The sequence below is a fragment of the Mycoavidus cysteinexigens genome (assembly GCF_003966915.1).
GTDB classification, from domain to species: domain Bacteria; phylum Pseudomonadota; class Gammaproteobacteria; order Burkholderiales; family Burkholderiaceae; genus Mycoavidus; species Mycoavidus cysteinexigens.
Genome location: NZ_AP018150.1, coordinates 2580585 through 2602277, shown reverse-complemented (window position 1 = coordinate 2602277; position 21693 = coordinate 2580585). Strand labels below are relative to the sequence as shown.

The window sequence follows — 21693 nt, the reverse complement described above, 5'->3', positions numbered from 1 at the left end:
CAATGCTTGCGTATTTCAGATTCGGTCAAGGTTGGTATGAATTTCAGCGCCAGTTGGACCACAAACTCGTGTGGAACAGCGGGTACCTGATTGCGGCGCCTCCACAAAATACAAGTCGTGTGCCTGTAACGATGAGGATGTCAATTCAGTACAATAGAGCTTGCTTCTATCTAAAGCAGGTTCTGGTTAATTTTGCTTCCTTTTTTAAGAAGATTTTATGACTTATTTATTTATCGCGGCTCTAGCTTATGGTATTGGTTCAATCTCGTTCGCTGTGGTCGTAAGTGCTGCGATGAGATTGCAAGATCCGCGTAGTTACGGCTCAAAAAACCCTGGTGCGACCAATGTGTTGCGTAGTGGCAATACACTCGCGGCAGTGCTTACTTTAATCGGCGATGCGCTGAAAGGCTGGCTGGCCGTCTGGCTTACGGCACAGTTTGTTCACTCTTTTGGTAGCCAATATGAGGTGGGTAATGAAGCCATTGGATTGGCTGCGCTGGCGGTATTCTTAGGTCATTTGTGGCCAATATTTTTCCATTTCAAAGGGGGTAAAGGGGTCGCCACGGCTGCTGGCGTGTTGTTTGCTATACATCCTATTCTCGGCCTGGCCACGGCGGCTAGCTGGTTGATTATTGCGTTCTTTTTTCGTTATTCATCGCTCGCAGCGTTGGTCGCAGCTATTTTTGCGCCGTTGTATGAGATATTGATGTTTGGCTTTGACTCTAATTCAATTGCCGTGCTGGCGATGAGTTTGCTCTTAATCTCTCGGCATCGCTCAAATATCCAGAATTTATTTGCGGGCAAAGAAGGCCGGCTTGGTCAAAAGTCTAAAGACAAATCGCTTTAACCAAGCTGAACTCCTGAGCGCAGAGCCTAATCCCGGAAATTATTAAAATCAAGCGGCGTATCTTTGATTTCAGTGCGTAACATAGCAATGATCGTTTGTAATTCATCTCGTTTATTACCAGAGATGCGTACTGCATCGCCTTGGATGCTGGCTTGAGCTTTCAGCTTATTGTCTTTGACGAGTTTGACAATTTTTTTAGCCAGCTCGCCGCTGACCCCGTTTTTAACCGTAATCAGCTGTTTGATTTTGTCGCCGCCAATTTTTTCGGTTTTGCCGTAATCTAGAAAGCGCACATCGACTTGGCGCTTTGCCATTTTGGAAATCAAAATATCTTTGAGCTGACTCAGTTTAAAATCATCATCGGCGTAAGCGGTGAGTTCGCGTTCTTTTTGCTCAATCCGCGCATCCGAGCCTTTAAAATCGAAACGTGTGGAAACTTCTTTGTTAGTTTGATCTACCGCGTTTTTAACTTCAATTAAATTAGCTTCGCTTACAACATCGAATGTTGGCATGAATTTCTCCAAGAAAATGCGTATAAACTGCAGCGTTAGCCACAGCACGTAAATAGGCTTTTATAATCACCTGTTCGCAAAATGTGCGGTCGCTTATCAAGTAAGCAAACCCAGATAAAGCATCATTCTACCGAGACCGTCCATTTTGCTCAAATCGCGCTTCCCTATATTTGAAAAATCATGTCTGAATTGATGACCGATTACGCTTTACAGGCGCATAACACATTCGGCTTTAATGCGCGTGCGCGTTATGCGCAAGGCATTGAGAATGAGGCCATGCTGAGAGCAGCGTTAGTGGATCCACGCACGGCGCACTTGCCGCGTTTAGTCTTGGGCGGAGGCAGTAATATCGTGTTAACCGGCGACTTTGCTGGAGTTGTTTGGTTAATTGGCATTAAAGGTCGGCGTTTAGCCTATGAAGATGAGCATGCTTGGTTTGTGGAGGCCGGCGCGGGTGAAAATTGGCATGAATTTGTCGCCTGGACTCTTGAACAGGGTCGGCCGGGTTTAGAAAACCTGGCGTTGATTCCAGGTGTAGTGGGCGCAGCGCCAATCCAAAATATTGGCGCATACGGTTTAGAAGTAGCCGAATATTTTGCGCGTCTGACTGCAATTGAGATCGCAACTGGCGAAACCAGGGTGTTTGATAAGGATGACTGCTGCTTTGCTTATCGTGATAGTTTTTTTAAGCAACAGGGGCGAGGGCGTTTTGTGATTACCTCCGTGACTTTTCGTCTGCCCAAAGTGTGGCGGCCACGCTGCGATTATGCAGAGCTTGCGCGACAATTCTCGGTAGCGGATATGCCGCGCGCTAAACCGACGCCGCGCGAGATTTTTCAGACGGTAGTGGCGATCCGCCGCGCTAAACTCCCTGATCCGGCGAAGATTGGCAATGTAGGCAGTTTTTTTAAAAATCCAGTGATCAGCGCTGAAGATTTTGATTTATTGCTGGCGCATGAACCGAATCTAGTCGCCTATCGTCAACCCGACCGGCGCATGAAGCTCGCTGCGGGCTGGCTGATCGAGCAGTGTGGTTGGAAAGGGGGCCAGCTGGGGCGGGCGGCGGTGCATGCGCAGCATGCGTTAGTATTGGTCAATCCGGGCGCTGCTAATGGTGCAGACATACTTGCGCTAGCGGGCGCAATTCAACGCGCTGTACAGGCGCGATTCGGCGTACAGCTTGAATTGGAGCCCGCTGTCATATAAGAATGTTTTATGACGCGCGCCGCCGTCGCGTATTTTCCGCAATTCTCATGCGTAATGCATTGAGTTTGATAAAACCACCCGCATCGGCCTGATTATAGGCGCCGCCGTCATCGTCAAAAGTTGCAATCGTTTGATCGAAGAGGCTGTTTTTTGAATCGCGCGCCACCACGGTGACATTGCCTTTATAGAGCTTGAGGCGGACCCAGCCATTCACATTTTGCTGCGTATGATCGATCAATACTTGCAATGCGCGGCGCTCGGGACTCCACCAGTAACCATTGTAAATGAGGGTGGCGTAACGGGCCATCAGGTCATCTTTTAGATGCGCGACTTCACGATCTAAGGTAATCGATTCAATCCCGCGATGTCCTTTGAGCAAAATTGTGCCGCCCGGAGTTTCGTAGCAGCCGCGTGACTTCATGCCAACATAGCGGTTTTCGACTAGATCCAAGCGGCCAACGCCATGCTCGCCTCCGATCTGGTTAAGCGCAGCAAGCATTTGGGCGGGCGTTAAGCGTTGGCCATTCAGCGCAATTGGGTCGCCCTGCTCATATTCAAGCTCTAAGTAGCAAGGTTGCTCAGGGGCCTGCTCCGGCGCTACGGTCCAACGCCACATTTCAGCTTCGGCTTGCGCTTTAGGGTCTTCAAGGTGACGGCCTTCGTAAGAAATGTGCAGCAAATTGGCGTCCATTGAATAGGGTGCGCCGCCTTGCTTGTGCTTCATTTCAATTGGAATGCCGGCTTGCTCCGCATAGGCGAGAAGTTTTTCACGCGAGAGCAGATCCCATTCGCGCCAAGGCGCAATCACTTTAATATTGGGTTCAAGCGCATAATAGCCTAGCTCAAAACGCACCTGGTCATTACCTTTGCCGGTAGCGCCGTGGGCGACGGATTGCGCTGCGGTTTGGCGCGCGATTTCAATTTGTCGTTTGGCGATGAGGGGGCGCGCGATCGAAGTGCCTAATAGATACTCGCCTTCGTACAGGGTATTGCAGCGAAACATCGGAAACACAAAATCGCGGACGAATTCCTCTCGTAGATCGTCGATAAAAATATTTTCGGGCTTAATTCCAAGCTGGATGGCTTTTTGACGCGCAGGCTCCAGTTCTTCGCCTTGGCCAATGTCGGCGGTGAAGGTAATGACTTCAGCCTGATAGTTGTCTTGCAACCATTTAAGGATGACGGAAGTATCAAGGCCGCCTGAATAGGCGAGTACAACTTTCGGATTAGTGCTCATGGTTTATCTAGAAATAGATTAATGGCCAATGCGGCCGAGTAAGAGAAATTCCATTAAAGCTTTTTGCACATGCAGGCGATTTTCCGCTTCTTCCCAAATCACGCTTTGCGGGCCATCAATCACTTCAGCGGTTACTTCCTCACCGCGATGCGCGGGTAGGCAATGCATAAAGAGTGCATCTGGATGAGCCTGCGCCATCATTTCAGCATTAACGCACCAGTTGGCGAAAGCGCGTTGACGGGCTTCGTTTTCTTCCTCAAAACCCATGCTGGTCCAAACGTCCGTAGTCACCAGATCCGCTCCTGCGCAGGCCGCCAATGGGTCATCATATTCTTCAACCCAATCCAGCGTTTCAGCGCTCAAGCGTGCGCGTTCAAGTTGGTAACCTGGTGGGGTAGAAATATGAAGTTTAAAACCAAGAATTTGAGCCGCCTCAGCCCAAGTGTAAGCCATATTATTTGCATCGCCAATCCAGGCCACGGTTTTGCCAGAAATGGGTGCGCGCCGTTCATAATAAGTAAAAATGTCCGCTAAAACCTGGCACGGGTGGTATTCGTTGGTCAGCCCATTAATCACGGGTACCCGCGAGTGATCAGCAAAACGTTGCAACACATCCTGGCCAAACGTGCGGATCATGATGATATCAACCATCCGCGAAATAACCTGAGCGGCATCTTCAATCGGTTCGCCGCGACCTAGCTGGGTGTCTTTGGTGCTCATGAAAACTGCATGGCCGCCTAGCTGATGAATACCTGCTTCAAACGAAAGTCGGGTGCGCGTCGAATTTTTTTCAAAAATCATCGCCAGCGTGCAATCATGCAGCGGATGGTAGGTTTCATAGCTTTTGAATTTTTGTTTCAAATAGCGCGCGCGTTCAAGCACGTAAATGTATTCATCGCGTGAAAAATCTTTAAATTGCAGGTAATGACGAATTTTTTTTGAGTTCATAGAGCATATGTAGCAGCCTGCTTACCGCGCTAGCGCAGTAGCGACGGAGCCGCCTTTTTGAGAAGCACACTAAAGCATAAAGGATTCGCGGGTGTTTGACGAGTCTTCGTGGTTTAAGACTGGCAGCGGCGCGGCTTGCTTCTACGCTATAATTGCAAATGCTTTACACTGAAATTTGCCAGTTCTTTCCATGACCAAAGCTTTACCGAGCGAATATTTTATCCAGGGCGTAACTGAAGATGGGCAGAGGTTTCGGCCAAGCGATTGGCCGGAACGGCTATGCGGCGTGATGTCGTCATTTGGGCCTGGCGCAAGCGGGCCGAACGCGCGGCTTAAATATTCTTTCTATGTGCGGCCGGTCATGGTTGGCGATTTAAAATGTGTAGCTGTGGATGAACGGCTACGCACGCTTGAACCGGCGGCGTTCGACTTCGTCATGAGCTTTGCGAAGGATAATCAGCTTATTGTGACACAAGCCTGTTCTTTACCCAATTTTCCTGTGCAACCTACAACCTCAGAAAAGCGCGAACGCCATGCAGAATCAGGCGAGAGTTGCGATTCTCACCTAATCACTAAATAAATGGAGTTGTTGCAGCGCGCTCTAATTTTTTAGAGCGGCTCTATTTATTTTCTCGTTATTCAGCAGCAACCGCTGGTGCGGATAAACTTTTCACTGCGGCAGCAAGGCGGCTTTTGTGACGAGCTGCTTTGTTTTTATGCACGAGTTTTTTGTCAGCAATAATATCGAGAGTTTTTGCGGACTGCTTAAATACTTCATTCGCTTGCGTCGCGTCGCCGGCGGCAATCGCCTTACGGACAGCTTTAATCGCTGTGCGCAGTTTTGAGCGCAGCGCTGAATTATGCGCATTAGCCTTAGCGGCTTGGCGAGCACGCTTGCGAGCTTGTGCAGAGTTAGCCATGACGATTCCTTTTTTGTCTGTTCAACGGTCATGATTTCCGACGCAAACAAATGGAATCGGAAAATGACGGAAATTCTTACAACTCGGAATTATAACAGGGCTCGCCTAAAAGTAGCAAATTTGCCGAAATCGGCGCGTTAGGCTACGTATAATGTGGTCGCATGAATCTACTTAAAACGCTTTTCACGGTGAGCGGATTTACTCTGCTATCGAGGATCACGGGCTTAGTCCGCGAGATGCTGTTCGCCCGCGCATTTGGGACGAGTCTATATACCGACGCTTTTAATATCGCTTTCAGAATTCCGAACTTACTGCGCCGTTTATGGGCCGAAGGGGCATTCTCGCAAGCCTTTGTGCCGATCTTAGGCGAATTCAAAAACCAACATGGCCAAGTGTCGACCAAAGCGCTAGTCGATGCAAGCGCTACAGTGCTGGCATGGATCCTTGTGTTGTTGTCGATCGCGGGGGTGAGCGGGGCTTCATGGGTGATTTGGGGGGTTGCCACGGGGTTGCAAGCGGATGCTCAAGCCTTTTCCTCCGCGGTGTTTATGACACGCGTTATGTTCCCTTATATTGCCTTGGTTTCGCTGGCCTCGTTGGCTTCAGGTGTGTTGAATACCTATCGCCATTTTGCGCTGCCCGCGGCAGCCCCGGTTTTGCTTAATTTGAGCTTTATCGTTGCCTCATTGTGGGTTGCACCTTATTTAGACACCCCGATTTATGCGCTGGCTTTTGCCGTAATCGCCGGCGGGGTGTTGCAGCTTGCAGTGCAATTGCCAGCATTGGCAAAGCTCGGTATGTTGCCCAAAATTAGCGCTCGTCCGTTTAAGGCGTTTACCCATCCTGGAGTTAAAAGAGTTTTGGCAAAGATGGTGCCGGCTACTTTCGCGGTATCGGTGGCGCAACTCAGCCTGATTATTAATACGAATATTGCATCAAGACTCACGGCCGGCAGCGTATCGTGGTTGTCGTACGCGGATCGTTTAATGGAATTCCCGAGCGCGTTGTTAGGCGTTGCGCTTGGTACTATTTTGCTGCCAAGTTTGGCGCAAGCCCATGCTGAGGCGAATGCGGCTGAATATTCGGGACTGCTTGATTGGGGCTTAAGGCTGACATTTTTGCTCGCAGCGCCCAGCGCCATCGCACTTTTGATTTATGCTGAGCCTTTGATTGCAACCTTATATCATTACGGCCGTTTTAGTGCGCTTGATGTGGCGATGGTGAGCCGTGCGTTAAGCGCCTATGGGGTTGGTTTGGTCGGGCTAATTTTAGTTAAAATTCTCGCCCCAGGTTTTTATGCAAAGCAGGACATCAAAACACCGGTAAAAATTGCCTTGGTTGTATTAGCTATAACGCAACTGTGTAATTATATCTTTGTGCCGTTTTTTGCCCACACGGGGCTCTCCCTGTCGATTGGAGTTGGCGCTTGCATTAATGCGCTTTTACTTTTTGTTGGTTTATATAAAAAAGGTATCTATCAGCCGGCGCCAGGTTGGGGACGCTTTTTTGTGCAACTTACTTTGGCTTGCTCCGTATTAGCGATTGTGCTGTGGGGGTTCCGTCAGCATTTCGACTGGCTTGAGCTTGGTACATCGCCCATCATAAGGATGCTGCTGCTCGCCGCTAGCTTGCTGCTTGTGGCCGTAGTCTATTTTGCGACATTGTGGTTGTTAGGGTTCAAATATGCTTGGTTTAAGCGCCAGACGCGGTGCTAGATGCCGCGTCTGTGCGGGAGTGGTGGCTCCCGTGCTTATTGCAGAGCATCAAAGATACGCTGGCGGATTTCGTCGACACTCCCCTGTCCGCTAATGCGCCGATATTGGGCGGGCGTGGTGGTGTGATCGCGCTTACCGTCTACGCTGCCTTGCTTTGCCCAATTCGCGTAGTAATCAACTAGCGGCTTGGTTTGCTCTAGATAGACAGCAAGTCGTTTGCGTACGGTTTCTTCTGCGTCATCTTGGCGCTGAATCAGCGCCTCGCCAGTAATATCGTCGCGGTCTTCGACTTTGGGCGGGTGAAATTTGATATGGTAGCTCCGGCCTGAGGCAGGATGTACACGCCGGCCGCTGATGCGCAAAATAACTTCATCAAATGGCACATCAATTTCTATCACATAGTCAAGCGCAACGCCAGCCTGCCGCAGCGCATCCGCTTGGGGCAAGGTGCGTGGGAAGCCGTCAAACAGATAGCCATTGGCACAGTCAGGTTGTTGTAAGCGCTCTTTGACCAAGCTAATGATTAATTCATCTGGCACCAGCTCGCCAGCGTCCATGAAGGTGCGCGCCTTGAGGCCGAGTGGCGCCCCCGTATTGATCGCGGAACGTAGCATATCGCCGGTCGAAATTTGCGGGATGCCAAATTTTTCTCGGATAAAGTTTGCCTGGGTACCCTTGCCTGCGCCAGGGGGGCCGAGCAGGATCAAACGCATGATGTGATTCTCCGAATAGGGTGATTTATTGCGCTAAGCAACATTTTAAATATGATCGATTATGCCATGGTTGCTTGGTTTACGTTTTTTCTTGGTGCTTGCCTTGTGCAATCGCTGCAAAGTGCTGGCGTACGCGTGCCAGATCAGCCGGCACATCGACGCCCGCGACGGGGGTGTGGTGGGTGATCAGCACTGCGATACGTTCACCGTGCCAGAGTGCGCGTAACTGCTCAAGAGCCTCGGCTTTCTCAAGCGGCGCAGCGGCTAAATCTGGAAAGCGGCGCAAAAAAGCGGCGCGGTATGCATATAAACCGATATGTCGATATACGGTGCAGGGTGGGGCGGACATCGCTGGCAGATTAGACCAGTCAGGCTGGTATGTATCCCGCGCCCATGGAATTGGCGCGCGCGAAAAATACAGCGCGTGGCCATTTTTATCGAGTACCGTTTTCACCACATTCGGGTCAAAGATCTCGGCGGCTGCCGTGATCGGGTGGGCTGCGGTGGCAATTGCACACGCTTTCTGATGGGCTAAATGGGCCGCGACGCTTTGGATCAATTTAGGCTCTAATAACGGCTCATCGCCTTGCGCATTGACCACGATGGTATCGTCGCTCCAACCAAACTGCTCAACCACTTCAGCCAGCCGATCCGTGCCAGATAGATGGGTTGGGCGCGTGAGTACGGCTAAAAAGCCGTATTGGTGCGCAACTTCCATAATGGCTTGCGCATCCGTGGCAATGATCACTTGTTGCGCGCCGGCTGCGCGTGCGCGCTGTGCAACATGCACAACCATAGGTTGTCCATCAATCTCCAACAATGCTTTGCCGGGCAAGCGAGATGAAGCCAGGCGGGCTGGGATCACGGCGATAAAAGGCGGCGGAGCAAGCGCGTTAAGCGCGCTAGAGGCAGCAAGATCACACATTTGCAAGAGTCTGTTGATTACTGGGGTTTGCTGTCAACCGGCTCGAGCAATTTGCCGGCGACGGTTTGGCGCGCTTGGTCAACCAGCAGCACGGGAATACCATCTTGAATTGGATAAGCGAGCTTATCCACCTGGCAAATCAATTCATCTGTCGTGCGATCATGAGTCAATGCGCTTTTGCACAAAGGGCACACCAAAATTTCAAGTAAGCGAGTGTCCACGGACTTTCTCTGTAATAAGGGTCAGTAGGCGCGCATCAAGTGTCGTCTCAGCGGGGACAACCCAGAGTCGAGGGTCGCGCCAATCCTGACATTTTACTGCATCCTTTTCGGTAATTAGAATGATTTCAGCGGAGACATCGACAAACGGATTAGTCTCGTAAGCGAAATGATCGGGGAGCGCGCGGGTAGCGGTTAAAGCTAGACCTTGTGCGCGTAAAGTTGAAAAGAAGCGTTCAGGCGCGCCGATGCCCGCAGCCGCCAGGATGCGCTTGCCAATAAATTGACTTAATGGACGGCGCACAGCAGGATGCTCTAAATGCCAAGCGGTGTTTGCGGTTAGCTTTAAGGCAAAAGTATTTGGCGAATTCGGCAGCGTATAAGAGGAAGGGCAGTTAATCAAAGTTGCGTCGCGCCGGCGCAAGAGGGGTTCGCGCAATGGACCTGCGGGCAGGAGGAAACCATTCCCGCCGAGCCGATGATCAAAAACTACCAATTCGACTGTGCGCGCTAGCCGATAGTGTTGTAAGCCGTCATCACTGATAATGAGATCTACATCTGGGTGCTGCGCGCAGAGCGCGCGCGCGGCGGCTACTCTATCGGGGCAAACCCAAACGGGTGCGCCGGTGCGCTGGGCAATTAAAAGGGGCTCATCGCCCACTGCCGTGGCGACGGATTGCGCGGTGACGGCGCAAGGCGCTTTGATCTGCACGCCATAGCCTCGTGCAATCACGCCAGGATGAAATCCCGCCTGGCGCAATCCTTCGATCAAAGCGATTACAGTCGGTGTTTTGCCCGTACCGCCGACGGTGACATTGCCAACAATAATAACGGGCACTGCAAGAGACTCAACGCGGCGCAAGCCGAAAGCAAAACTAGCATAGCGCAATGCAGTGACTATGCCGAACACAAGAGACAACGGTAGCAGGCCCCACGCAAATATGCCCCGACGTTGCCATTCACGCCATAAAAAATGTTCGAGATGCAACTTCCAGTGTTTGAGCATATTGAGACTGAAGTACTTTAATTGCCTTGGGCGGATTAAGATAGTGCCTAAGTCATTTAGGCAGAAGGCGTATTCTATGCAATATTTGTTGGCGGCAATAGGGTGGCTCTGTGGCTTGCAGCTAGCTATGACGCAACGTTGCCGCCTCTTTGAGAGTTTGCCTGACTAAACTGTCTGAGCTCTTGATTATGTCTTAAAAGAGCACTTTTTACGTACAATTAGATAAAATTTGCAACAAAATAGTTTTAAGCGAATGTAAGGTAAATGGAAATAAAAACCAGTTGGCCCATAGCGAGTAACGGCGAAGCCGTTGTTTCAGTTTCATCTTTAAATTATGCGATTAGCACAACCCTTGAGCGGACTTTTCCGCTCATCTGGGTCGCCGGTGAAGTGTCGAACTTTACCTGCGCAGCAAGCGGCCATTGGTATTTTTCTTTGAAAGATAGCGCGGCCCAGATGCGTTGCGTGATGTTTCGCACGCGTGCGCAGGCCATGCAGTTTGTGCCAGCGAATGGCGATCGAATTGAAGTGCGCGCATTGGTCACAATCTATGAACCAAGGGGTGAAGTTCAATTAAAGCTTGAATATATTCGCCGTACTGGACAAGGGCAGCTTTATGAGGCCTTTTTGCGGCTTAAGCAAAAACTCGAAAGCGAAGGGCTATTTGCGCCGGAAAGAAAGCGTGTGTTGCCGGCTTATCCGCGTGTCGTCGGGATTGTGACGTCATTGCAAGCGGCGGCGTTACAAGATGTTTTGACTACACTCAGGCGGCGTGCGCCGCATCTTTCAGTGATTGTGTATCCAGCACCGGTGCAGGGTGTCGAGGCGGCGGGCAAGCTGGCGGAAATGGTCGAATGTGCGAATCGGCGCGCTGAGGTTGAACTTTTGATAATTTGCCGCGGTGGCGGGTCGCTAGAAGATTTGTGGGCCTTTAATGAGGAAAAATTAGCGCGTGCGATAGCGGCTAGCCGCTTGCCGGTGGTCAGCGGGGTGGGGCATGAAACGGATTTCACCATGGTCGATTTTGTGGCGGATTTACGCGCACCTACTCCGACTGGGGCTGCTGAGCTCGTGAGCCCGGCTTATGAAATGTTGGTGCGCGCGCTTGAGCACTCTCAGCAACAACTTAGACGAGCGTGTACGCGTTTAATGGAGCGTCATGCGCAGCAGCTAGATGGGTTAGCGCGTGGTTTATTAAGTCCCACCGAGCGCTTAAGGCGGCAGAAAATTCAGTTACAGCAACACGCCACGCGTCTAGCTACAGTATTTGCTCAGCGCTATGAACGACGCTCCGCAATGGTGCGTGAAGCGGCGGCAAAAATTGATCTGTTAAGCCCGCAGCGCACGCTGGAGCGTGGTTATGCTGCGGTATTGGATCCCGTCAATCAGCAAGCGTTACGCTCACCTGCTGCGTTAGCTGCAACCTCACGGATTGTGGTGCATTTGGCGCAGGGCAGCGCGGAGGTCGAACTGGCTCAGGTGCAGGTGCGCTCACAGGCTGAGTTCTGATTGATGAAAGCCGATGAGATGGGGAATCCGCATGGCTGGATGGTGGCCATTGCTAGCGTATGCCAAGTCGCCTAAAATGAACGGTTCAATCCTCAAATTTACTTAATCCTACTAATCAGTCATCGATACAAAAAAGGAATTTACCCATGGAACACACTCTTCCTGCTCTGCCCTATGCAAAAAATGCTCTCGTTCCGCATATGTCAGAAGAGACGCTTGAATTTCACTATGGCAAGCACCATCAAACTTATGTCACGACCCTCAATAAATTAATTGTGGGTACAGAATTTGAAAATTTGTCGCTTGAGGACATTATCAAAAAGGCTTCTGGCCCGATTTTTAATAATGCTGCGCAAATCTGGAATCATACGTTTTTCTGGCATAGCTTGTCGCCACAAGGCGGCGGACAGCCAACGGGGGCGCTGGCTGAGGCAATCCAGCAGCAATGGGGTAGCTACGAGCAATTTAAGGAAGCCTTTACTAAGGTGGCAATCGGCACTTTTGGCTCTGGTTGGGCTTGGCTGGTTAAAAAGACGGATGGTTCGCTTGATCTGGTTTCAACCAGTAACGCAGCGACGCCACTGACGACCGATGCAAAACCACTCCTGACATTAGATGTTTGGGAGCACGCTTATTACATTGATTATCGCAATGTGCGTTTGAAGTTTGTAGAAGCGTTTTGGAATATGGTGAACTGGGATTTTGCAGCGAAGAATTTCGCGGCTTAATCTAGCGCTACCGGGCTGGCAAGAAGCGGATGCGGGCGTAAGCGCTAGCGAGAAGTTTCTTGCCGTTATGGCAAGCCACGAATAGCCGCGCCAGGCTTGATGCCTTTTGCTGCAAACCATCCCTGATTCATCTCCAGGGCGTAGCGGCCAGCTCGCCGCGGACAGTGATTTTCTGTGGTTTCGGGCTTCATTTCAGCAATATCGGTGATGATGCCGGACTCATCAATAAAGGCAATCGAGAGCGCGAGCTTAGTATTTTTCATCCAGAAGCAATGTTGAGCGTTTTCATCAAAGACAAAGAGCATTCCGTCATTAGGTCCAAGGCTGGTACGATGCATTAAACCCTGCTGGCGGTCAGCTTCTCGGCTCGCGACCTCAGCGTTTACTGAATATAAGCCGATTGTGAGCATGGTTATAGGGAGTGTGCTGTGCTGCTTGGGTGAGGCAGGCTGGGCCTGAGCGAGCCTGGGAAACAGCGCCATGCCGCTGATACTGACGATAGCGAGCGCCAATGTAGTGAGCGTAGCCAGAAATAAAGGACGTGACAAAAAGCGCACGAGAGGGCTCCTTAGACAAAACAATGACGCATAAGTATAGAGAAAAAACCGAGCGACATAAATAAAAGGCAGATCATACAATGATGATCTGCCTTAAAGGCGGTCAATTAGGAGTGGCCTTGCTGTTGGGGGGCCGCCCCAAAGTCCCGCCGCACGAAGCTCTATGGCATGTTTGCCAACTTTGAGCTTTACTTTACTCGGCGCTGGTGTTGCCGGTGCTTGCCTCTTTTGCTTTTTTGCTAGTATGTTTGCCAGCATGGGTTGTTTTTTTGGTTTCTTTGCTCGCTGCTGGTGCAGTAGGAGCGACGGCAGCGGCCGGTGCGGTGGTGGCAGCAGCATCTGCTACTGGAGCGGTGGCTGAATATTCGCCAGTGGCAGCGAAAGCGGTTGCGCTCATCAAGAAGCTAGCAGCCAAAACAGTGATCAGTTTGCTCATTTTTATCCTCGTAAGGTTGGGTATTAGTCAAAGACTCGAATTCTTGAGTCATGTCTATAAACGAACGATCAGGTATTCGGTTGACAGCGATTTCTAGCAAATTTAGAGAAACTTAAATATTGGAAAATAATCGAGTATAATTCTTATGTCTTATATAAGAGTTGACTGAGTTTTTTGAGTCTCTTACGTCTATCCAGCCAAGCCTTTTATTGGAGTCAGTTATGCCATACCAACATATCAAAATTCCATCTGGCGACAAAATTATCGTCAATGCAGATTTCTCAATTCATGTCCCTGATCAACCGATCATCCCTTTCATTGAAGGGGATGGGATTGGCGCCGATATTACGCCGGTTATGATCGAAGTCGTCGATGCGGCAGTGCGTAAAGCCTATGGCAGCAAAAAAAAGATTAATTGGATGGAAGTCTTTGCAGGTGAAAAATCGACCAAGGTTTATGGGGCGGATGTTTGGTTGCCTGGCGAGACGTTGGCCGCACTAAAAGAATATAGTGTTTCGATCAAAGGGCCGTTAACCACTCCGATCGGAGGCGGTATCCGCTCGTTGAATGTGGCGTTGCGTCAGGAGCTTGATTTGTATGTCTGCTTGCGTCCGGTGCGCTATTTTAACGGCGTGCCGTCACCGTTGCGTGAACCAGAAAAGACCAATATGGTGATTTTTCGTGAAAATTCAGAGGATATTTATGCAGGCATTGAATGGGCTGCGGATTCTGAGCAAGCGAAAAAAGTCATTCGGTTTTTACAAGAGGAAATGGGCGTAACGAAAATTCGCTTTCCGCACACGTCAGGGATTGGCATCAAGCCGGTGTCGCGCGAAGGGACTGAGCGGCTGGTGCGCAAAGCGCTCCATTATGCAATCGATAACGATCGTCAATCGGTAACATTGGTGCATAAAGGCAATATCATGAAATATACAGAAGGGGCATTTCGTGATTGGGGTTACGCGTTGGCGCAAAAAGAATTTGGCGCACAGTTGATAGATGGCGGTCCCTGGGCAAAATTGAAAAATCCCAAAACAGGTCGTGACATCATTGTTAAAGATGTGATCGCAGACGCATTTTTACAACAAATTTTGTTGCGCCCGGCTGAATATGATGTGATAGCGACGCTGAATCTGAATGGAGATTATATTTCGGATGCGCTGGCTGCCCAAGTGGGTGGAATTGGCATTGCGCCCGGCGCGAATTTGTCGGACTCAGTGGCTATGTTTGAGGCTACGCATGGCACCGCACCCAAATATGCGGGTAAAGACTATGTGAATCCAGGCTCAGAGATTCTTTCCGCTGAAATGATGTTGCGCCACCTCGGCTGGTGCGAGGCCGCCGAGATTATTATTTCAGCTATGGAAAAGTCGATCCTGCAAAAGCGGGTCACTTATGATTTTGCGCGCTCGCTTGAAGGGGCGACGCAAGTCTCTTGCTCCGGTTTTGGCCGAGTCTTAATTGAAAATATGGAATAGCCACAATAGGCCAGCCATAAAAGAAACGGCCGCATTCAGAATGCGGCCGTTTTTTAATGCAAGGAACTACTTAAATAAACAGACTTTAGTTTACTTTCTGGATATTTGAAGCCTGTTTACCTTTAGGTCCGTCTACGATGTTAAAGCTAACTCTATCACCTTCAGCTAATGATTTAAAACCATTAGATTGAATTGCTGAAAAATGGGCGAAGAGATCCTCCCCCCCTGTGTCAGACGTGATAAAGCCAAAGCCTTTGCCGTCGTTAAACCATTTGACGGTGCCTAGGCAGCGATCTGCGTTCTGATCATTCATATACAACTTCCTTCTACTCTTGTTACTTCAACCACGAGCGCGGTTCGAAAAGCTAGACGGCTTGCGCCGCTCCCTCCTCACTTAAGCTCACCTCGGCGCTTCTCTTATAAAAAACGCGCCACCCCGATTGTTGTTGCTCTTGCTCCGTGTGTCAAGCTTTTTTTGATGGCAGTAACGTTTTCGTTCTAAATAATTGCGCCACAGGCGGCGCAATCAGGCTGCTGAGCAATGTGTAAGAGACGCCAATGCATATGTAATGCATCTAGCGATAAGAGCCGGCCGCTTAGGGGGGCTTCTGCGTGAGCGATAAGACGTAGGGCTTCCGCGGCTTGCATAGAGCCAATCATGCCGACCAGGGGCGCAAATACCCCGCTTCTAGAGCAACTCATTTCTGTTGGGGCAGGCTCTGCTGGGAATAAGCAGGCATAACAAGGGGAATGTGCTAGACGTAGATCAAAGGTGCTAATTTGCCCATCAAAGCGCAATGCAGCGCCGGATACGAGCGGTTTGCGATGCCTCAGGCAGGCTTGATTAATGATATGTCGGGTTGCGAAATCATCCGTGCAATCAAGCACTACGTTGGCGCGGGCAACCCATTCGTCAAGCAGGGACGCATCGGCGTGCACCGCTAGCGCATTCACGTGGATTTCTGGATTAAGGCGCAACAGCGCGGCGCGCGCGGCAGTTACTTTGGGCTGGCCTACAGTTTCAGTGGCGTAAATAATTTGCCGTTGTAAATTAGCAAGATCAACCGTGTCGCCATCGACCAGCGTCAACGTGCCAATGCCTGCGGCGGCAAGATAAAGCGCCGCAGGCGCGCCGAGCCCGCCAGCGCCAATCATTAAGATGTGAGCATCTAGGAAAAGCTGCTGCGCTTCAATTCCCAGCTCATCTAGAAAAATATGCCGGGAGTAGCGTAACAGTTGTGCGTCGTTCATTGCCGCTCCCGGCGGACTGCTTGATTAATTGGCCGGCGTCGCTGCTGGGCGAGCAGGTTGGTTGACCGCCATGGAGCGCTCGAGTTTAGATTTAGATAGCTGTACCGGCTCGCCTTTCAATTGATGCAAGGCTTGTTGCAACATAAAGTCTTCTTTGCTGCCAAAAGTAGGGGGTACGCGTTCTCGATCTTTTTCGCGTTGCTCAGGAGTTTTTTTCGCGTTGTCTTTTTCAAGTTCGCGTAATTGCTCGATGCGTTGCTGCTCGCGGAGCTCTTGCTCTTTTTTCTCGTTCGGGTCCTGTATGTTGGCTAGGTGGTTCAGATAATCCACTTCACGTGTGATGAAGACATCATTCGGATCGCCTTCGGCGTATTGATCAATCGGGACGTCGGGCACAATGCCTTTGTTTTGGATGGAGCGACCATTTGGCGTGTAATAGTAGGCCGTGGTTAAGCGTAGGGCGGTATCCGTCGTGAGCGGGCGTACGGTTTGCACCGAGCCTTTACCAAACGTTGCTTGGCCCATAATCAATGCGCGTTGATGGCTTTGTAACGCGCCCGCCACAATTTCAGACGCTGAGGCCGAATAGGCATTGGTTAAGACAACCATGGGCAGCGTTTTGAAAATGGACGGCAAATTCTTTAAAGGGTCGGAGTTGAGTGAAGGTAGGCGATAATGCTCAAAAGTGCCGCGGTAAGTTTCTTTGGTATGAGTTTCTTGACCATTGGTTGAAACTATCGTTGCGTTGGGGGGCAAGAAAGCGCTGGAGATACCTACCGCACTTTGCAATAAGCCGCCGCCATTATTGCGCAAATCCAAAACTAAACCTTTTAGGGGCTGCGTTGGGGGCTGTTTTTTGACAAGTTCTTCAAGTCTGGTGGCGAGATCGGCGACCGTGCGTTCCTGAAAACTGGTGATGCGGACCCACGCATAGCCCGGCTCGACTATCTTGGTCTTAACGCTTTGCACATGGATTTCAGCGCGGGTGATGGTCATCGGAACCATCCGATTGGCGCTTTTGCGATAAATCGTCAGCGTCACAGAGGTGCCTGCTTTGCCTCGCATCAGTTTAACGGCTTGATCAAGCGTCATGCCGCGCACGGGTTTATCATCAATGCGAGTAATGAGATCGCCAGGTTGGATGCCAGCCCGAAATGCAGGGGTATCTTCAATCGGCGAAATAATCTTGATCAGCCCGTCTTCTTGAGAAATCTCAATGCCTAGGCCAGCGAAGCGTCCCCGCGTTTGTTCCTGGAGTTCTTTATATTCTTTTTGATCAAGATAGGATGAATGCGGATCCAAGCTTGAGACCATGCCCTTAATTGCGGCGGTGATCAGTTTTTTGTCCTCAACGGTTTCGACATAGTCATGTTTGACTTGCCCAAACACCTCAGCTAAAAGCCGTAATTGATCTAATGGCAACGGCCCAACTTGATTATTTTGCGCGGCCGCGGAAAACTGCAGTGTAGCCAGTACTCCCGTGACCAGACCAAGGGCAATGAGGCTGATATATTTGAGATGTTTACGCATGAAAAATAGGGCTGAGATCTGTCAAAGTGGGTTTAATTGTGGCACATTTTTTAATCCAAATGCCAATTTGCCGAGATTAATTAGCTTACACTGCGCGCCGCATGACTGACTATGGTTTGGCCTACTGGTTGCAGGTCTGCGCCTAGATAACCACGCGCAATTGGCTGGAGTGTTGCATCCAGTTCATAAATCAGCGGCACGCCATTTGGAATGTTGACGCCAATAATATCTTGATCAGAAATGCCTTCAAGATATTTGATGAGGGCCCGCAAAGAATTGCCATGTGCGGCAAGTATAATGCGTTGCCCGGCTTTAATGGCTGGCGCAATTGATTCCTTCCATAAGGGCAAAACACGGGCCACCGTGTCTTTTAAGCATTCGGCAAGCGGCAACTCACCCTGCGGGATCTGCGCGTAACGTTGATCATTATAGGGCGCGCGTAAGTCCGTAGGGACCAGCGCCGGCGGTGGCGTTTCATAGCTGCGCCGCCATTGCAAAACTTGTTCTGCGCCATATTGCGCAATAGTCTCGGCTTTGTTTAAACCAGTGAGTGCGCCGTAGTGGCGTTCATTCAGACGCCATGAGTGGACTACGGGTAGATACAGCAGATCCATTTCGTCTTGAATATGCCACAGCGTGCGGATCGCGCGCTTTAAAACTGAAGTGTAAGCAAGATCGAAGGTGTAGCCTGCCTCTTGTAGCTGCCGTCCAGCTTGACGAGCTTCGTTTATTCCCTGCTCAGTGAGGTCGACATCCATCCAACCCGTGAAACGGTTCTCTTTATTCCACGTCGATTCGCCGTGGCGGATGAGGGCAATTTTATACATGTAAAATAAGGGTAGTAAGAAGTACAAAAAATAACGCAAACAGACAGCTTGCACCGAGGCTTTGAATAATTGGGCCAGATTCAGTAACCGTCAAGCGTTTATTTTATATAATGTGAAGGTCATTTTTTTAATATTGAAGAAATTCTCGTGAAATTTTTTGCTGATTACACCAATCTTGGGTTCATGCTGGCCGCTCTTATTTCGAGCGGGTTATTGCTCTGGCCGAGTTTGATGCGGCGCGGCCGCGACTTATCTGCGCAGCAGGCGACTCAATTGATTAATCACCGCAATGCTGCGGTGATCGACCTCAGAAGCGCTGATGAGTACGGACGAGGCCATTTGCCGCAAGCGCGTCATTTGGCCTTCGATGCGTTGCCCGCGAAAGTGATGCAGGTGGCGAAAAACAAGGCGCATCCGGTACTGTTAATTTGTCAGACTGGCCGGCGCGCGCACAAAGCGCAAGTAATTTTGCGCCAGGCTGGCTATACTGATGTGTTCGTTTTGCAAGGTGGTTTAACCGCGTGGCAACAAGCTGGGATGCCTGTCACACAATAAGGGTCGTCATGAAAAAAGTGCTCATGTATAGTAAGCAAGTATGTCCATATTGCGACATGGCTGAACGTCTGCTCAAGGCGCGCGGCGTCGAACATATAGAAAAAATCGCGATCGATAGTGATCCAGCTAAGCGTGATGAAATGATTCAGCGTACCGGTCTGCGCACGGTGCCACAGATTTTCATCGATGAAGCCCATATTGGTGGCTATGATAAATTAGCGGCGCTTGATCGTAATGGCGAGTTAGCGCCTTTGCTTACGGGGAACGCGTAGGTCGAAGAATTATTGAGTTTAAACTAAAAATTGTAAGGAATATGATGGCAACCGAAACTACACAGCAAAATGCACAACCTGTTTTTAATATTCAGCGCCTCTATCTCAAGGATTTGTCGCTTGAGCAGCCTAACTCGCCAGCCATTCTAGCTGAACTTGAAAAACAAGCGCCGACGATTGAGATAGAGGTTAGTCTCAAAGCGGACAAGGTTTCAGAGGAGATTTATGAGAGCGTGGTTTCGACCGTGGTGACGGCTAAACTTAAAGATAAAGTTGTCCTTTTAATCGAAGCAAAACAGGCGGGTCTATTCGAAGTGCGCAATATCAAAGAAGAGCAGATGGAGCCATTGCTCAATATTGCCTGTCCTTCAATCGTTTTCCCTTATTTGCGTGCAAATTTGGCCGATGCGGTCACGCGCGCGGGTTTTCCGCCGATTCATCTCGCCGAAATCAATTTTCAGTCGCTGTATGAGCATCGTTTGGCGCAGCAGGCGCAAGCCAAAAAGGAAGCGCCAGTGCAAAAACCCAAAGCCATGGAAGGCAATGGCGCAACCTCCGCTTTCACGAATAATCTGAAGCGGCCGCCCCTGCCTCGCGCATGATCGACTTAGTGTTGCATGATGCAAAATTTCTCTTCAGGCTGACATATATTGGCTGTCTTGAAGAGAAAAAGGTCTTCTCTCGGCCCGTTATCCGATGAATATTACAGTTTTAGGTGCGGGTGCTTGGGGGACCGCGTTGGCTCATCATCTGGCCAGCCGTCATTCAACTTTGCTGTGGGCGCGTGCTCCGGCATTGGTTGAGCAATTAGCGCATGATCAGCAAAATAAAGTTTACTTGCCTGGCGTGCGCCTGGCTAGCGCTTTGCGTTATGAAGCGGATCTGGCGGCGAGCTTACAGTATGCGGCGGCGGAAGATGCATTATGCATTATTGCAACGCCAGTCGCCGGCCTGCGCGCGATGTGCAAGACCATGCGCGAGCTTAACTGCATCCCCGCTCGTCTGATCTGGTTATGTAAGGGATTTGAGGTGGCTACGCGCTGCTTACCGCATCAAGTTGTGGCGGCTGAGTTAGGAGAACATCGTAGCTGCGGGGCTTTATCTGGCCCGAGCTTTGCGCGTGAGGTGGCGCAAGGATTGCCGGTGGCATTAACCATTGCGAGCCAATCCGCGGCTTGCCGTGATGCGGCAGTGCGCGCGTTTCACCATGCCGCAATGCGGATCTATACGGCGGATGATGTGATCGGTGTCGAAATCGGCGGGGCGGTTAAAAATGTCTTAGCGATTGCGGCCGGCATCGCCGACGGGCTTGGGTTTGGCTTCAATGCGCGCGCCGCATTAATCACGCGTGGGCTAGCTGAAATGACACGGTTAGGCATGGCTCTAGGCGCTCGGGCGGAGACTTTTATGGGGCTGGCGGGTCTTGGCGATTTAATCCTGACGGCAACCGGTGACTTATCTCGTAACCGCACAGTTGGCTTGCAGTTGGCGCAAGGGCGCTCATTGGACCAAATTCTAGCGTCGCTGGGTCATATTGCAGAAGGAGTGCGCTGCGCACCAGAGGTATTAGCGTTGGCGCATGCGCGGGCGGTTGAAATGCCGGTGACTCAAGCGGTATGCTCGGTGTTATTTGACGGCTGTGCGCCGCATGCGGCGGCTGAGGCGTTGTTACAAAGAGCCGCCAAAGTAGAGGCGAGCTTGGTCAGTGCCTAGTATTTCAGCTTGATTGAGGTTTTTTTGGCGCGTGTGTGGTAGTGGCGCTTACACGCCGCCGGCAAAGTCTTGCTGTCGCCAAGCTTCGAAAACCGTAATGGCCACTGCATTTGATAAATTAAGGCTCCGATTGCCAGGTCTCATCGGTAACCGTACGCGTTGCTCCGGTTTGAATTGCGCCAGTAGCTCGGTGCTGAGTCCTCGCGTTTCCGGACCAAAGATAAACCAGTCATCTTGAGCAAAGGTGTGGTGGTGTAACTGGCTGGCGCCCCGCGTAGTGAATGCGAACATACGCGCGGCGTGGACAGTCTCATGACTGATAAAATCTTGCCAACTGCGATGTACCCGCATTGAGACAAATTCATGATAATCCAGTCCAGCGCGGCGCATTTTGGCATCGTTAAGCTTAAAGCCAAGCGGCTCAATCAAATGAAGTTGAGCGCCGGCATTCGCGCATAAGCGGATGATATTGCCTGTATTAGACGGGATTTCGGGTTCGACCAGAACAACGTTAAACATAAAAAGGACAGCTCAGCGGTGTATAGCGCGCAGATTATAGCCTGGCAGAGCGACTTCACCCAACACAGCAG

General features: G+C 50.5%; 25 protein-coding genes and 1 pseudogene. 11 read left to right on the top strand and 15 right to left on the bottom strand.

The window, feature by feature from the left end:
* Positions 1–217: 217 nt before the first annotated feature.
* On the top strand, positions 218–847 hold the full coding sequence (plsY, locus tag MCB1EB_RS11050; RefSeq protein WP_026921596.1) for a glycerol-3-phosphate 1-O-acyltransferase PlsY: 630 nt from the start codon (positions 218–220) through the stop codon (positions 845–847).
* A 26-nt stretch (positions 848–873) separates the two neighbouring features.
* On the opposite strand, the gene MCB1EB_RS11045 is transcribed toward plsY, so the two are convergent.
* Positions 874–1359 carry a YajQ family cyclic di-GMP-binding protein gene (locus MCB1EB_RS11045; protein ID WP_026921595.1) on the bottom strand — a complete coding sequence of 162 codons (486 nt, stop codon included), beginning with the start codon at positions 1357–1359 and terminating at the stop codon, positions 874–876.
* A 180-nt stretch (positions 1360–1539) separates the two neighbouring features.
* Here MCB1EB_RS11045 and murB point away from each other — a divergent pair, with 180 nt between their 5' ends.
* Positions 1540–2565, top strand: coding sequence for a UDP-N-acetylmuramate dehydrogenase (gene murB, locus MCB1EB_RS11040; protein WP_045364261.1), 1026 nt, complete (start codon positions 1540–1542; stop codon positions 2563–2565).
* A 7-nt stretch (positions 2566–2572) separates the two neighbouring features.
* On the opposite strand, the gene MCB1EB_RS11035 is transcribed toward murB, so the two are convergent.
* Positions 2573–3802 (bottom strand): argininosuccinate synthase, encoded by a 1230-nt coding sequence (locus tag MCB1EB_RS11035; RefSeq protein WP_045364263.1) that lies wholly within the window; start codon positions 3800–3802, stop codon positions 2573–2575.
* Positions 3803–3820: 18 nt separating this feature from the next.
* On the bottom strand, positions 3821–4750 hold the full coding sequence (gene argF, locus MCB1EB_RS11030; RefSeq protein WP_045364266.1) for an ornithine carbamoyltransferase: 930 nt from the start codon (positions 4748–4750) through the stop codon (positions 3821–3823).
* Between the two features lie 190 nt (positions 4751–4940).
* On the opposite strand from argF, the pseudogene MCB1EB_RS11025 reads away from it, so the two are divergent.
* A pseudogene (locus MCB1EB_RS11025) lies at positions 4941–5246 on the top strand (DUF3579 domain-containing protein); the annotation flags it as partial.
* Between the two features lie 139 nt (positions 5247–5385).
* On the opposite strand, the gene rpsT reads toward MCB1EB_RS11025, so the two are convergent.
* A complete protein-coding gene (gene rpsT, locus MCB1EB_RS11020; protein WP_026921591.1) occupies positions 5386–5670 on the bottom strand; it encodes a 30S ribosomal protein S20 in 285 nt (94 codons plus the stop codon).
* A 161-nt stretch (positions 5671–5831) separates the two neighbouring features.
* Here rpsT and murJ point away from each other — a divergent pair, with 161 nt between their 5' ends.
* Positions 5832–7385 carry a murein biosynthesis integral membrane protein MurJ gene (gene murJ, locus MCB1EB_RS11015; protein ID WP_045364272.1) on the top strand — a complete coding sequence of 518 codons (1554 nt, stop codon included), beginning with the start codon at positions 5832–5834 and terminating at the stop codon, positions 7383–7385.
* Positions 7386–7420: 35 nt separating this feature from the next.
* Here murJ and adk read toward each other — a convergent pair whose 3' ends face one another.
* The 4 genes from adk to lpxK form a co-directional block, all read right to left on the bottom strand.
* Entirely contained in the window at positions 7421–8098 is a 678-nt protein-coding gene (gene adk, locus MCB1EB_RS11010; RefSeq protein WP_026921589.1) for an adenylate kinase, read from the bottom strand.
* A gap of 79 nt (positions 8099–8177) precedes the next feature.
* Complete coding sequence (gene kdsB / locus MCB1EB_RS11005) at positions 8178–9023, bottom strand: 3-deoxy-manno-octulosonate cytidylyltransferase (protein ID WP_045364276.1); 846 nt, start codon at positions 9021–9023, stop codon at positions 8178–8180.
* Positions 9024–9040: 17 nt separating this feature from the next.
* On the bottom strand, positions 9041–9244 hold the full coding sequence (locus tag MCB1EB_RS11000) for a Trm112 family protein (protein WP_026921587.1): 204 nt from the start codon (positions 9242–9244) through the stop codon (positions 9041–9043).
* Positions 9225–10247, bottom strand: coding sequence for a tetraacyldisaccharide 4'-kinase (lpxK, locus tag MCB1EB_RS10995; protein WP_045364279.1), 1023 nt, complete (start codon positions 10245–10247; stop codon positions 9225–9227). Before lpxK ends, MCB1EB_RS11000 begins: the two co-directional genes overlap by 20 nt.
* A 264-nt stretch (positions 10248–10511) precedes the next feature.
* Here lpxK and xseA point away from each other — a divergent pair, with 264 nt between their 5' ends.
* A complete protein-coding gene (gene xseA / locus MCB1EB_RS10990) occupies positions 10512–11756 on the top strand; it encodes an exodeoxyribonuclease VII large subunit (protein WP_045364282.1) in 1245 nt (414 codons plus the stop codon).
* A 146-nt stretch (positions 11757–11902) separates the two neighbouring features.
* Positions 11903–12484: a superoxide dismutase gene (locus MCB1EB_RS10985; RefSeq protein ID WP_045364285.1), complete on the top strand. Its 582-nt coding sequence runs from the start codon at positions 11903–11905 to the stop codon at positions 12482–12484.
* 65 nt (positions 12485–12549) lie between these two features.
* On the opposite strand, the gene MCB1EB_RS10980 is transcribed toward MCB1EB_RS10985, so the two are convergent.
* Entirely contained in the window at positions 12550–13041 is a 492-nt protein-coding gene (locus MCB1EB_RS10980; RefSeq protein ID WP_232034112.1) for a DUF192 domain-containing protein, read from the bottom strand.
* Between the two features lie 193 nt (positions 13042–13234).
* Positions 13235–13477: a hypothetical protein gene (locus MCB1EB_RS10975; RefSeq protein ID WP_045364288.1), complete on the bottom strand. Its 243-nt coding sequence runs from the start codon at positions 13475–13477 to the stop codon at positions 13235–13237.
* Between the two features lie 221 nt (positions 13478–13698).
* Between MCB1EB_RS10975 and icd the strand changes: the two genes are divergently transcribed.
* Complete coding sequence (gene icd, locus MCB1EB_RS10970; protein WP_045364291.1) at positions 13699–14955, top strand: NADP-dependent isocitrate dehydrogenase; 1257 nt, start codon at positions 13699–13701, stop codon at positions 14953–14955.
* 85 nt (positions 14956–15040) lie between these two features.
* Here the strand turns inward: icd and MCB1EB_RS10965 are convergent, their stop codons facing one another.
* The 4 genes from MCB1EB_RS10965 to gpmA form a co-directional block, all read right to left on the bottom strand.
* The gene (locus MCB1EB_RS10965; RefSeq protein ID WP_026921581.1) at positions 15041–15268 is read right to left on the bottom strand and encodes a cold-shock protein; all 228 of its coding nucleotides are present in this window, start codon (positions 15266–15268) and stop codon (positions 15041–15043) included.
* A 185-nt stretch (positions 15269–15453) separates the two neighbouring features.
* Entirely contained in the window at positions 15454–16206 is a 753-nt protein-coding gene (locus MCB1EB_RS10960; protein ID WP_045364294.1) for a HesA/MoeB/ThiF family protein, read from the bottom strand.
* A 24-nt stretch (positions 16207–16230) separates the two neighbouring features.
* Entirely contained in the window at positions 16231–17736 is a 1506-nt protein-coding gene (locus MCB1EB_RS10955; protein WP_045364297.1) for a S41 family peptidase, read from the bottom strand.
* 80 nt (positions 17737–17816) lie between these two features.
* Positions 17817–18563 (bottom strand): 2,3-diphosphoglycerate-dependent phosphoglycerate mutase, encoded by a 747-nt coding sequence (gene gpmA / locus MCB1EB_RS10950; protein ID WP_045364300.1) that lies wholly within the window; start codon positions 18561–18563, stop codon positions 17817–17819.
* Between the two features lie 147 nt (positions 18564–18710).
* Here gpmA and MCB1EB_RS10945 point away from each other — a divergent pair, with 147 nt between their 5' ends.
* The 4 genes from MCB1EB_RS10945 (at position 18711) to MCB1EB_RS10930 (ending at position 21103) form a co-directional block, all read left to right on the top strand.
* On the top strand, positions 18711–19118 hold the full coding sequence (locus MCB1EB_RS10945) for a rhodanese-like domain-containing protein (protein ID WP_026921579.1): 408 nt from the start codon (positions 18711–18713) through the stop codon (positions 19116–19118).
* Positions 19119–19126: 8 nt separating this feature from the next.
* Positions 19127–19390 carry a glutaredoxin 3 gene (gene grxC / locus MCB1EB_RS10940; protein ID WP_026921578.1) on the top strand — a complete coding sequence of 88 codons (264 nt, stop codon included), beginning with the start codon at positions 19127–19129 and terminating at the stop codon, positions 19388–19390.
* A 44-nt stretch (positions 19391–19434) separates the two neighbouring features.
* Entirely contained in the window at positions 19435–19992 is a 558-nt protein-coding gene (gene secB, locus MCB1EB_RS10935) for a protein-export chaperone SecB (RefSeq protein WP_081678016.1), read from the top strand.
* A gap of 94 nt (positions 19993–20086) precedes the next feature.
* The gene (locus tag MCB1EB_RS10930; protein ID WP_045364303.1) at positions 20087–21103 is read left to right on the top strand and encodes an NAD(P)H-dependent glycerol-3-phosphate dehydrogenase; all 1017 of its coding nucleotides are present in this window, start codon (positions 20087–20089) and stop codon (positions 21101–21103) included.
* 48 nt (positions 21104–21151) lie between these two features.
* Here MCB1EB_RS10930 and trmL read toward each other — a convergent pair whose 3' ends face one another.
* On the bottom strand, positions 21152–21622 hold the full coding sequence (gene trmL / locus MCB1EB_RS10925; RefSeq protein ID WP_045364305.1) for a tRNA (uridine(34)/cytosine(34)/5-carboxymethylaminomethyluridine(34)-2'-O)-methyltransferase TrmL: 471 nt from the start codon (positions 21620–21622) through the stop codon (positions 21152–21154).
* Between the last annotated feature and the right edge of the window lie 71 nt (positions 21623–21693).